We start from the raw sequence: 13,670 nt of genomic DNA on the forward strand, positions 1-13,670 counted from the left end.
GTAAACGGAATTCAGTCGCGGTTTATATTGATTCCATCACAATTATCCGGATCCGAAGCCCAATTACCTTATTTGTAACGAATAAACCATTGGGATTTGCTCGTTGCAGTATTGCTTTATTACACATACAAAAAGGGCGATGATTTCTCATCGCCCTTTTTTAAAAGACTAAAATTCTTAGTTACAAGAATCTTTAAGAGCTTTACCTGCTTTGAAAGAAGGTACTTTCGCTGCAGCAATCTGGATAGTTTCACCAGTTTGCGGGTTACGACCACTTCGAGCTGAGCGCTCACGAACTGAGAATGTACCAAAGCCAACTAGCGCTACTTGATCGCCGTCTTTAAGAGCTGCAGTAACTGCATCGGTAAATGAATCAAGAGCACGACCAGCAGCTGCTTTAGAAATATCTGCACCAGCAGCAATACTATCGATTAGTTGAGACTTGTTCACAATAGATCCCCTTCATTTGTTTTTATTTATTGTTCCGTACATTTTTTATTACGGTGACGTTATAGCAAGCTTAATTTTTAATTTCAAGCATTGATTTACAATTTATTTACACTTATTGAATCGCCTCAATCCCTTTTGTGATAAGGGTTCTGACGAATCTGTGCTAAAGGCTACCATATCTTTTAACTTAGTGAAGCCCTAAAATTCAAAAAATATAAAAAAAATAGCCGTTATTGGCTATTTTTTCTTCGATTGCACTTTTTCAGTGCTAAAACCTTCAGGATTGTCCTGCAATGCCAAGCTCAAAACTTCATCAATCCACTGCACAGCGTGAATATCTAAGTCTTGCTTAACGTTGTCAGGAATCTCTTCTAGGTCACGTTCGTTATCTTTAGGAATGACTACAGTCTTAATTCCACCACGATGAGCAGCAAGTAACTTTTCTTTTAAACCACCAATGGCAAGTACTTCACCTCGCAGAGTAATTTCACCCGTCATTGCCACTTCAGCTTTAACCGGATTACCTGTTAACGATGAAACTAACGCCGTGCACATGGCAATACCAGCACTTGGGCCATCTTTCGGTGTCGCCCCTTCAGGAACGTGAACATGTATGTCCCGTTTTTCATGGAAATCTTCATTTATGCGTAATTTTTCAGCACGACTGCGAACGACTGTCATTGCCGTCTTAATTGACTCAAGCATTACGTCACCCAAAGATCCCGTAAAGGTTGTTTTGCCCTTACCAGGTACTGAGGTTGTTTCAATTGTTAGTAAGTCGCCTCCCACTGACGTCCACGCAAGACCAGTGACTTGACCTATTTGATTGCTACCCTCAGCTTTTCCGTAGTCAAAACGTTGCACACCTAAGAAGTCTTTTAGATTTTCTTGGTTAGCAACGACTTGTTTTAAAGATTTGTCGAGTAAGATATTTTTCACCGCTTTACGGCAAATTTTGGAAATCTCTCGCTCTAAACTACGTACACCGGCTTCACGAGTGTAATAACGAATGATACCGATAATGGCAGAATCTTCGATTACCAACTCACCTTTTTTAAGTCCATTTCGAGACATTTGTTTTTCAACAAGGTGACGGGTCGCAATATTTAGCTTCTCATCTTCTGTGTAGCCCGATAAGCGAATAACTTCCATACGATCCAATAATGGACCTGGGATGTTCATACTGTTTGACGTTGCAACGAACATCACATCAGATAAGTCGTAATCCACTTCTAAATAATGATCGCTAAATGTGCCATTTTGCTCAGGATCTAACACCTCAAGTAAAGCTGAGGAGGGATCACCACGCATATCAGACGACATTTTGTCGATTTCATCGAGTAAAAATAGTGGGTTTTTAACCCCTACTTTAGCCATTTTTTGGATTAGTTTGCCTGGCATTGAACCAATATAGGTTCGTCTATGTCCACGAATTTCAGCTTCATCGCGTACACCACCAAGAGCCATTCTCACGTATTTACGGCCAGTTGCTTTAGCAATTGACTGCCCGAGTGAGGTTTTACCAACACCAGGAGGCCCAACAAGGCATAAAATTGGTCCTTTAAGTTTTTTAACACGCTGTTGAACGGCTAAATACTCTAGGATTCTTTCCTTCACTTTTTCCAAACCATAATGGTCGGAGTCAAGAATATCGTCTGCTTTGGCTAAATCTTTTTTAACCGCACTACGTTTATGCCAAGGTACATTAGCGAGCCAGTCTATATAGCTTCTGACCACAGTGGCTTCAGCCGACATAGGTGACATCATTTTAAGCTTGCGTAGCTCAGCAGTTGCCTTATCCTTCGCCTCTTGAGGCATCTTGGCATCTTCAATTTTTTTGGCTAACGCTTCAAATTCGTCAGGAGTCTCATCAAGCTCGCCCAATTCTTTTTGAATGGCCTTCATTTGCTCGTTTAGATAATATTCACGCTGACTTTTTTCCATTTGCTTCTTAACCCGAGTACGGATTTTTTTCTCTACTTGAAGCAAATCAATTTCGTTTTCCATGAGCGCCATCAAATACTCTAAACGTTCGTTAACGCCTTCCATTTCGAGTACTTTTTGTTTTTCAGACAATTTCAGGGGCATATGCGCGGCCATTGTGTCTGCTAAGCGAGCCGCTTCTTCAATACCACTAAGAGAGGTTAGTACCTCTGGTGGGATCTTTTTATTAAGTTTAACGTAACCTTCAAACTGAGAAATGGCAGAGCGTATCAATACTTCCTGCTCGTTCTCAGCAACCTCTTGATCTTCTTTACGCACAACCTCTGCAACAAAAAAATCATCAGTTTGTAAAAAGGTTTGAATTTGACCTCTAACATTCCCTTCAACTAACACCTTTACAGTGCCGTCAGGTAGCTTTAGAAGTTGTAATATGGTCGCGATGGTACCAACTTGATACACATCTTCGGTTTCTGGCTCATCTACGCCAGCGTCTTTTTGGGCAACCAAGAAAATCTGCTTATCTTTGTCCATTGCTGCTTCTAAACAACGGATAGATTTTTCTCTGCCAACGAATAATGGAATAACCATGTGGGGATACACCACCACATCACGCAATGCCAATACTGGCATTTCAATGCGATCAACTCGCTCATCTGTCATGCTACATCTCGTTTTAGTTAACTGCTAGAAAGGTATTGATTATGTATATGGGGTTAACACAGTAAAGTTCAATTGAATAACACTACGATACTATGAATTCTTATTCAATTTATATTTTTGTCTTTAAAAATCAGAACGTTAAATAAAATCACAATAAAAAATAATTTACCTACTGGTAATCGAGTGAGGTTTACTTAGAAAAATCTATGAAGATTAGGAGGGGCTGACGCTTGATGAAGTGGTATATAACAATAAAGGCTCCGAAGAGCCTTTAAATTTCAATAGAGTTTATTCTGATGCAGCTTTTTTATCGCCACTATCGTAAATAAGAATCGGTTTAGACTCGCCTTTGATAACCGTTTCATCAATGACGACTTTGCTCACACCTGTCATCGACGGTAAATCATACATGGTTTCTAGCAAAACACCTTCCACGATAGAACGTAGTCCACGGGCACCGGTCTTGCGTTCCATTGCTTTAGCAGCAATTGCATGTAAGGCATCTTCACGGAACTCTAACTCTGTATCTTCCATAGCGAACAACGCACCATATTGCTTAGTAAGGGCGTTTTTAGGCTCTTGCAGAATTTGAATTAATGCTTCTTCGTTTAACTCTTCTAAACTAGTTAGAACTGGTAAACGACCAATAAACTCAGGAATCAATCCATATTTAACCAAGTCTTCAGGTTCTACTTTTTTGAATAGTTCGCTGGCAGCTTTTTTGTCATCTTTATTTTTGACCGTAGCGCCAAATCCAATACCTGAACCTACAGCTGCACGCTGCTCAATCACTTTATCTAGACCGGCAAACGCACCGCCACAGATAAATAAGATCTTAGAGGTATCAACTTGTAAAAACTCTTGTTGTGGATGCTTACGCCCACCTTGAGGGGGAACTGAAGCAATAGTCCCTTCAATCAGTTTCAACAATGCCTGCTGAACACCTTCACCTGAAACATCGCGGGTAATCGATGGATTATCTGATTTTCGAGATATTTTATCTATTTCATCAATGTAAACGATACCACGTTGTGCTTTTTCCACATCGTAATCACACTTCTGCAATAACTTTTGAATAATGTTTTCAACATCTTCACCCACGTAACCCGCTTCGGTTAACGTAGTCGCATCTGCCATGGTAAAAGGTACGTCCAATAGTCTTGCAAGTGTTTCAGCAAGCAGAGTTTTACCACTACCCGTTGGCCCGATAAGCAAAATGTTACTCTTACTTAACTCAATGCCGTTGTGCACATCACCGCTTCGTAGTCGCTTATAGTGATTATAAACCGCAACAGACAAGACTTTTTTAGCATGTTCCTGACCAATTACATATTCATCTAGGTGACTATGTATTTCTTTCGGCTTAGGTAATGCGTCCTGCTTTTTCTTCGGTGAAATTTCTTTAATTTCTTCGCGAATAATATCGTTACAAAGTTCGACACACTCGTCACAAATGAACACCGAAGGTCCAGCGATAAGTTTACGCACTTCGTGCTGACTCTTACCGCAGAACGAGCAATACAATAGCTTGTTGTCGCCGTCTGTGTTTTGCTTATCACTCATTTAACAATTGCCCCTTCCATTTCGTCGTATCGTTTTGTATTTGACTATTTAGCTCATATTGACGATATGAACTAGACGATATACTACTTAAATTACTATTTGGTATTAAGCGCATCTGCTCGACTTGTCAACACTTGGTCGATCAAACCGTACTCTTTTGCTTCAGAAGCACTTAAAAAGTTGTCACGGTCTGTATCTTGAGACACTTTTTCATAGTCCTGACCGGTATGTTCAGACATCAAACGATTCAACTTCTCTTTAATAGACAGGATTTCTTTAGCATGTATTTCAAAATCTGATGCTTGTCCTTGAAATCCACCTAATGGTTGGTGAATCATCACCCTAGAGTTAGGCAAACAATAACGCTTACCTTTAGCTCCACCTGATAACAAGAATGCACCCATGCTGGCAGCTTGCCCAACACATACGGTACTCACATCAGGTTTAATAAAGTTCATAGTATCATATATGGCCATACCTGCCGTAACAGAACCACCTGGAGAATTAATATATAAAAATATATCTTTCTCTGGGTTTTCAGCTTCTAAAAATAGCATCTGTGCGACGATCAAGTTCGCCATGTGGTCTTCAACTTGACCAACCAAGAAAATGACATTTTCTTTTAACAGTCTAGAATAGATATCGTAAGAACGCTCACCCTTTGCAGTTTGTTCTACTACCATGGGGACAAGTGCGTTGAGTGGATCGATTGGATTATTCAACATAAAATTACTTCTTCAAAAATAAAAATGCTCGGTAATTACCGAGCATTTAATCAGGTGCTGACTATTGAAGTCAATTACCAAAGGCTTAAATTACTGTTGTTTGTTCATGATATCGTCAAAAGCAGTGTCGACTTCTTTAACTTTAGACTGACTTAGAACCAACTCAACTGCTTGCTCTTCAAGGGCAACGTTTTGAATTTGCTGTAGTAATTCATTATTTGTTTTGTAGTACTCAATGACTTCTGATGGATCTTCGTAAGCAGAAGCAGTAGTTTCAATTAACTGCTCAACTTTTGCGTCATCAACCTTAATTTCATTGGTTTTAATGATTTCGCCTAAAATAAGACCAATTGAAACGCGACGTTTAGCATTTTCTTCAAACAAATCAGCTGGTAATTCAGGCATATTTGCAGTGTTGCCACCTGATTGTTGTTGGAAACGTTGCTTAGCTTGTTCACGTAAAGCTTCAATTTCTTGGTCAAGAAGTGCTTTAGGAACTTCAATGCTGTTTTGCTCAAGCAAACCAGAAATCACATCTTCTTTTAATTTAGCTTTAAGAGTTTGATCAAGTTCACGTTGCATGTTCTTACGAACTTCTACTTTAAGATCTTCAATATTGCCGTCTTCGATACCGAACAATTTAGCAAACTCTTCATCAACTTTCGGTAGCTCTAAACCTTCAACCTTAGTGACAGTGATAGTGAACTCTGCATCTTTACCTTTAAGGTTTTCAGCATGGTAATCTTCAGGGAAAGTGACTTTAGAAACAACTTCTTCGCCTTTCTTAGCACCAACAAGTGGCTTTTCGAAGCCAGGAATCATACGATCTTTACCAAGCTCTAGAGGGAAGTCTTCAGCTTTTCCACCGTCGAACTCTTCACCATCGATAGTACCAACAAAGTTGATAGTTACTCGATCATCTTTCTTCGCTTTACGCTTAACTTCTTTCCAGTCAGCGTGTTGCTTGCGCAAAGTATCCATCATGTTATCAAGATCTTTGTCGTTAATTTCAACAACCGGCTTTTCGATTTCAATTTTGTCGATACCTTGAACTTCTAGTTCAGGATAAATTTCAAAAGAAGCAACGAATTCTAGATCTTCACCGTCTACATCTTTCTTCATTTCGAAGCTAGGCATACCCGCTGGGTTCAATTTTTCTTGTACCACTGCTTCGTAGAAGTTACGTTGCATGGCTTCACCAGCTACTTCTTGACGAACCGCTTGACCAAAGCGTTTTTTAATTACAGTGACTGGCACTTTTCCTGGGCGGAAACCATTAATACGTTGGGTTTTAGCCAACTGCTGTAAACGTGACTTTACTGCTGAATCAATAGAATCAGCAGGAACAGATATGGTTAAACGGCGCTCTAGGCCTTGAGTCGTCTCGACTGAAACTTGCATTATTATTCCTCAACTATGCGTCACATAACGCGTAATTCGAACTCGCAGCAACTGATAAATAACGTTTTAGTTTGATGTATTTATTTAATGTAAAAACAACAGGCTATTTTAGATACCAATACTGCCGTATGGTGCGGACCTAGTTGGTCCACCTCGGTTAAAAAAGACGCGACAGTATACAGGCTGAGAGTTATATAGTCGAGGGCAAAAATTAATTTAAATGGGCTGATTTATATGTGTACTAAAATTGTTCGAAAAACCAAGGCGCTCCCCCTTAAAATTTTCACCTCAGGGGGAAACCCTCCCCTGATTGCATAACTGCTTAATATGTGGAATATTAAATTCAGAAAAGTGACTATATTCCCGAGCCCAATTTGAACCCAAAAGATATGCTATTGCATCATCTACGATGCATATTAACGATTTCTGGTGCGAAACATATAAGTATGTTTCATCCCCAATTTAATTGGAAATCAGATCGCGTATCAGCGAGCTCCGTTGATCCCATACCGCAACTCTCAAACACTGAAATTAGTTTATATAATGCTAAACAACCAATACGGGTATCAACAGAAAAAGAAATTGAATTCAAACAGTTAGATGAAAAAACCATACTAATTCAAGCCTCTGATTTAGTTTCCACTAACATAGCCGGTTTAGGTTATAATGACACTGATGCTAATTTGTCAAAACCAACGCCTTCTCGTCGCACTCCCATAAAGCCTTTTAACCGCGATCAGTTTTATTTTATAAAAATAGAATTTAGTCACACTTTACCTTCTTGGTTAGTACAACCTGACAATAATTTAGACGAGTCAAGCTCAACATATGCGGCGTTTGAACAGTTAATTGTTTCAGCCGGTATGCAAAGCAAATTAATCAGTGACTATGTGTTTTTGTTGTCAGACCCGCTCACTAATTTATGCTCTAGGTCGGTTCTGCAAAGTAAAATTGCTCAACTTAGTCAATCTTATTCCATTGGTTTGGTGATGGTTCACTGTATTGATTTTCATCAAATCAATAAAAAATTTGGGCATCAATTTGGTGATAACGTCATTCAAGAGATTGCAAGTAACCTCAATGATATTACACGTGACGGAGACATTTTATGTCGATTTGGTGGCGCACTTTTCGGGGTTGCATTTCCTGTTAATGAACAAACCGATGTCGCCAGCCTCGCAAAAAAACTACAGCGAAGTTTACAACAAAAACAATATTTAGATGGCGCAATCAACTTGCTTTTCGATTTAGGTGCAGCAATTGTCGAGCACAATCCACAAGTAGGTAGCGAAAGTGAGAGTGCTAACACGCTAATAAATCGCGCGGATCAGGCGTTAAAAGTTGCCCAACAAGAAAATCAGCCTTCGATAATTACCTGGCACAAAGATGATTTTAATTTATATCAGCAACAATTTAATTACTTAGGTGGAATTTTCACTGCCGACACTGTCACTGATTACCGTAACATGTTGTTATTATGGGATATATCCTCATTAATAGCTGACAAGTTTAACTTTTCACAATTATCTCAAAGTGTGGTGCAACGTTTAGCCCAAACCTTCGATTTTATGTGTGCCGGGATAGTGAGCAATGAAGAGAAGAACCAAAGTGAATTTAAATATTCAATAGATTCTGATGATAACGCAATATCCTTGACGAATAAGGACCGTGCATTTTTAGCTGAAATCAAGCAAATGCAAAAAGTAGCGATAGAAAGTCGAAAGCCCTCAGAGCGATATATGGGCAATGCACTTCTGTTAGTTTTGCCCCTAGAAATTGAAACCCAAGATTGCTTTTTCATTTGTGGGAATGCAGAACGATTTGAAGTGAAGCACGATACCAAGGTTCTTCTGTCCGGTTTGACTCGACAACTCGGTAAAGCGCTGCGCAGAAGTCGTTTAGAAGAGGAGTTGAATCGAAAATTAGAAAGTCAAAACGAACAACTGCAAATTGAATTGGCGCAATTAAAAGAAGGTCTACAAGTCAGCAGTATTATTTATCGCTCTCAGGCTATGGAAAACTTAATGCGCCATGCTAAACGTGCAGCGCTAACCGATACAACCGTGTTAGTAACAGGTGAAAGTGGCACGGGTAAAGAACGATTAATCAATGCGTTACACCAAATGGGAAACCGCAAAGATAAAGCCTTGGTGATAGTAGATTGCGGATCTATTCCAGAAACCTTAATTGAGTCTGAGTTATTTGGGCACGTTAAAGGAGCGTTTACCGGAGCCCAAAATACAACGTCAGGAAAAGTGTTAGATGCCAATGGCGGCGTTTTGGTTTTAGATGAAATTGGCGAACTGCCCCTTAATATGCAAACTAAACTGTTGCGCTTTGTTCAAGAAAAACACTTTACCCCCGTAGGCGGAAATAAAGTCATCAATGTTGATGTGAAAATTATTGCGGTTACCAATCGCGATTTGGCGCAAGAAGTAGATTTGGGTCACTTTCGTAAAGATTTATACTACCGATTGAATGTTCTGACCCTACATAATCCGCCTTTACGGGAAAGAGTCGAAGATATTGCTTTATTGGCAACTCACTTTTTGAAGAAGTTTGCTGAACAATTTAAAGTTGAAAAGCGCACTTTAGCACCAGCAACACTTGAAAAAATGATGCATTATCCGTGGCCCGGAAATATTCGTGAGCTAGAAAATCGTTTGATGCAAGCGACACTGCTTAGTGAGAGCAATACTATCGATTGGGAGCTATTGAATATTCATGATAATGGTTTCGAAAACTCAACGACTCATAACGTCACTTCCCAACCTGAAAAGATTGACCAACCCCAAAATACGTCGTTGACTTCTCACCACCAGAGTAAAACATCCATAAAACCGGCCGCCCTTGAACAGCCTAGTTTTACGCCAGCTCAATCTTCAGAAATTGCGCAGCCAAATGAACAGTATTCTGCAAAAACCCTCAATCCCGAGCTGTATTTTTCTGAGTTGTTAGACGTATTCAAACAGATGTTGGCCACCTCAGGACAACATCCTAAGTTCTTTAATGCTCCCTTTGGCATCTGGATTGAAGATGAATTAATTTTAAAAACCTATTTAGCGACTGACCGCAAGATGCGACTAACCGCTGCTAGATTATCCATATCGCAAAGTACAGCCCGCAGAAAGGTCGATAAAATCCTAAAGGACATAGATGATGGTTCATTAGAACGCCCTGCGGATTGGAGTCAATTTAGTGAAGTATTGATGCCCATTGCTACCGGAGATGTTCACATAGCCAATTGTGTGGCCAAGATAAAATTACTTGTTCTAGAAGCAATTTTACATACTCCGGTTTATAGCATGGCTCAAGCGGCTGAAATGTTAGGCGTGAGCGAACCTACGTTTTATAAGCTAAAACGTGAACTAGATAATGCTGATTGAGAACCTTTGAACCTAAAAATCGCAGCTAACGATACCCCGCAAAAAATGCACGGCTTGTAATATGCAGGTAACGCCTAGCTAGTTTAAATTGAAACACAATTTAGCTTCAAATAATCTTATCGACGGCGCGATTTAATATCTAGAATTTTAGAATCTTTAGTTAGGTTTGCTTGTACAATTCGTACATAACCTTCATCAATGACGTTATCGATATTCTGGGTCAATGTATTCATGATACCTACAGGTGGCATTTCTTTTGATTGTATAATTCCAGTCCATTGATTACGCCCAGATTCTTTGGACTTATACAAAGCATTATCTGCCAATAGATGCACCTGCTCCCAACCTAGCGAGTCGGGGTAATGATGAGAAAACGGATAAATACTATAGCCAATTGAACAAGAAAGATGCATTTTTTGCTTGAGGTCTATGTCAAAACCGTAACCGGCTATTTTGCTTCTTAAACGCTCAGCTAAAAGCTCAATTTCCTTAACTTCCTCAACTCTGCCCATCACTAAAAATTCGTCCCCACCCCATCGTATTACGGTATCAGACTTGCGGCATACCGCTTTCAACAAATCACTTACCTGACAAATTACTTTATCACCAGCATCGTGACCATAGGTATCGTTAATGGGTTTGAAGCCGTCTAAATCAAACATCAGGAAAAACAGTCTTGGTCCGCTGTCCGCGTCGAACTTCCCGGAGCTGAGAGATTGTTCAAAATCACGGAAAACACTCGCACACTGCTGCTCTACAATACTGTTTAAATAGCGTCTGTTATGCAGCCCAGTTAATTGATCGGTGACACTTGCGTTGAGTAACTGCTCATTCACTTCGCGTAACTCTGTCGTTCTACTTTTCACTTCCAGCTCAAGTTCATGACGATAGTTTGCTTCTTTCGCCAACTTGTTAATATAAGAGCGATAGACTAAATACACAGCGCCCAGAATCAATAAACCATAAATAGTATAAGCCCACCATGAATACCAAGGTGCGGGCAGCACGGTAAGGGCCACATCTGCACCTTGTTCATTCCAAATACCGTCGTTGTTTGATGCTTTCACTCTAAATAAGTAATTTCCTGCCGGCAGGTTGGTGTACGTAGCCTTACGAATATCCCCTGCTTCAATCCAGTCATTATCAAAACCTTCCAATTTATATAAATAACGATTATTGGTTGGTGAAGCAAAATCTAACCCGGCAAATTCAAAAGCAATTAAATAATCTTTATGGGAAATTTGAATGTGGTTACTTTTTTGTCCAGAAGAGTCCAATGCAAAGACTTCATTCAACTTTTGAAATTTGGTTAGAACAACCGGAGGAACATGTTGATTAGGCGCAATTTGTGAAGGATAAAATGAGGTTGCCCCGTTGGTTCCACCAAAATAAAGTTTGCCACTTTTTGAGCGGTAATAGGCCCCATTGTTAAACTCATTACCTTGTAAACCATGGGAGCTATCATAATTTAGAAGTTCAAAGGTATCAGGGTCCAGCTTACTAATACCTCGATTAGTGCTCAACCATAGAAACCCAGACTCATCTTCTAGAATGCCAAAAACACTGCTACTCGGTAGACCTTCATAACGAGAAATCCGTTCGAACTCAAATTTACCCAACTTTCGATTCTCAGCGGAAAGTTTTGCAACACCAGCGCCTCGAGTACCAATCCAAATATTTTCCTTTGAGTCTTCAAAAATCGTCCAGACTTCTTGACTACCTAAAGAGGTTGGATCGTCCACATTATTTGGGATCCGCATAGCTGTGCCCGTGGTAGGGTTGAATATATTTAAGCCGGCTCCCCAAGTACCAATCCACAATAGACCATTTTTGGCCTTGTAAAGGGTCATTAACCTGTTGCTGCCTAAAGTCTGCAAGTCGGTGTCATCGGATAAATACCGTGTAAACGTTTGGCTTTTAATATCGAACAGATTCAACCCACCACCAAAAGTAGTGAGCCAAAGCTTGTTATTCCCAGCTGATTTAATCGATGTGACACCAGGTGCGGACAAAGCCTGAGGGTTTGTTTTATCGGCTGCATAATGAGTAAAGGTCATTGTTCGAGTATCAAGTTTACTCATACCCTGATCTTGATAACCGATATAAAGCTGATCACCATTTTCAGAAAACAGCGACATAACAGTATTGCTACGTAACGTATTATTGTCATTTTCATCGGCTACAAAATGTTGAATATCGCCGGTTTCCACATTTAAGCGATCTAAACCGCCTATTGAACCAATCCAGACATCATTATCTTTACCATCAAAAAACGTATTGATGTAACTTCCACTTAAGCTTTTCGACTTATCAGCTCCCTCTCGGATATGATCAAAGTTCGAAGTTGCCGTATTCCATTTGTTCAAACCTTTAATACTACCGACCCAAAACACATTGCCTCGGTCTTGAAATAAATAGTTTAGCTTGCCATCAGAAAGGCTGTAGGGATTTTGCTTTTCAGGCTTAATATGCAAAAAAGTCTGGTTGTCGTTTTCCAACCTGAACAGACCATCTGAGGTTGCAAACCAAATTCGGTCACTGCGATCTTGGTATATATGACTGACTTTTTGATCAACCAAGGCCTCAGGTCGCCATACCTTTGGAGCATCATCCCCTTCTGGCGAAAACCTAATAACTGTTACACCATTGTCGCCACCTAACCAAAGCCTTTGCTGGTTATCTACCGTTAGGGTTTTTATTTGTTCAGATTGAATACCAGTAAGACTATTCATATCGACAGCATCGACGAGAACCTGGTTGGTACTGGTATCAAGTTTGATAACTCCTAGCCCCGAAGCAGCTACCCACAAATTGCCTTGATGATCTTCGGCAATACTTTGAATGATAAATTGCTTTGATTCATCAGCGGTAATTGGCACATTTGTAAAATCATCGGTTGCTGGATTATATATATTTAATCCTTTGTCACTGCCTAACCAAATTTGGTTTTTCGACGAGTGGAACAATACTCTGACCGTATCGGAATTTATACTGCTGCTATCATTCGCCTGAAATCGATAGTGCTTGAAGGTTTGTGTACCTTTATCAAAAACGTTGACGCCATTGCGTGTACCAATCCATAGCACGTTTTCTTGGGGTTCGATGATTGAGTACACCCAATCTGAGCTTAAGGAATCTTTACTTCTTGAACTGTAAGTGAATACTTTAAATTGATAACCATCATAGCGGTTCAGTCCCTCTTGAGTACCAAACCACATGTAACCTTCGGAATCTTGAAATGCAGTTAATATGTTTTCTTGGGATAGCCCCTGATCTAGGGTAATCCGTTGAAATTTAATATTTTCATTGTCTGCTATCGCGTTAAAAGCACTAATTATTGCTACTAAAGCAAGGACTAGTTGCAATGTTAAATGTTTAACTGGCATCAATGACTTCATAAATCCATTTTATCCTAAATGTTGAATGCCGGAGCATCTTAGATGCCCCATAAGGCTTGAGCAACTAAATTTAACACGCTTTTATCAAAAACAGCCAAGCTGCATTCAATGAATGCAGCTTGATTTCCTAGTAACTCGTTGTT

Annotated in this window: 7 protein-coding genes; 1 reads left to right on the top strand and 6 read right to left on the bottom strand. The window is 39.8% G+C overall.

Annotation, left to right across the window (positions count from 1 at the left end; genetic code table 11):
* Nucleotides 1–177: 177 nt before the first annotated feature.
* From hupB to tig, 5 genes are all read right to left on the bottom strand, one after another.
* Complete coding sequence (gene hupB, locus ABJV04_RS15550) at nt 178–450, bottom strand: nucleoid-associated protein HU-beta (protein ID WP_008844220.1); 273 nt, start codon at nt 448–450, stop codon at nt 178–180.
* 237 nt (nt 451–687) lie between these two features.
* Complete coding sequence (gene lon / locus ABJV04_RS15555) at nt 688–3,054, bottom strand: endopeptidase La (protein WP_348492493.1); 2,367 nt, start codon at nt 3,052–3,054, stop codon at nt 688–690.
* 288 nt (nt 3,055–3,342) lie between these two features.
* Entirely contained in the window at nt 3,343–4,617 is a 1,275-nt protein-coding gene (gene clpX / locus ABJV04_RS15560) for an ATP-dependent protease ATP-binding subunit ClpX (protein ID WP_348492494.1), read from the bottom strand.
* Nucleotides 4,618–4,712: 95 nt separating this feature from the next.
* Entirely contained in the window at nt 4,713–5,342 is a 630-nt protein-coding gene (clpP, locus tag ABJV04_RS15565; RefSeq protein ID WP_348492495.1) for an ATP-dependent Clp endopeptidase proteolytic subunit ClpP, read from the bottom strand.
* Between the two features lie 90 nt (nt 5,343–5,432).
* The gene (gene tig / locus ABJV04_RS15570) at nt 5,433–6,743 is read right to left on the bottom strand and encodes a trigger factor (RefSeq protein ID WP_348492496.1); all 1,311 of its coding nucleotides are present in this window, start codon (nt 6,741–6,743) and stop codon (nt 5,433–5,435) included.
* 446 nt (nt 6,744–7,189) lie between these two features.
* Between tig and ABJV04_RS15575 the strand changes: the two genes are divergently transcribed.
* Nucleotides 7,190–10,129, top strand: coding sequence for a sigma 54-interacting transcriptional regulator (locus ABJV04_RS15575; protein WP_348492497.1), 2,940 nt, complete (start codon nt 7,190–7,192; stop codon nt 10,127–10,129).
* 116 nt (nt 10,130–10,245) lie between these two features.
* Here the strand turns inward: ABJV04_RS15575 and ABJV04_RS15580 are convergent, their stop codons facing one another.
* Complete coding sequence (locus ABJV04_RS15580) at nt 10,246–13,527, bottom strand: two-component regulator propeller domain-containing protein (RefSeq protein WP_348492498.1); 3,282 nt, start codon at nt 13,525–13,527, stop codon at nt 10,246–10,248.
* Nucleotides 13,528–13,670 lie beyond the last annotated feature (143 nt).

Origin of the sequence: Aliiglaciecola sp. (assembly GCF_039982535.1) — a bacterium.
In the GTDB taxonomy this organism is placed as follows: domain Bacteria; phylum Pseudomonadota; class Gammaproteobacteria; order Enterobacterales; family Alteromonadaceae; genus Aliiglaciecola.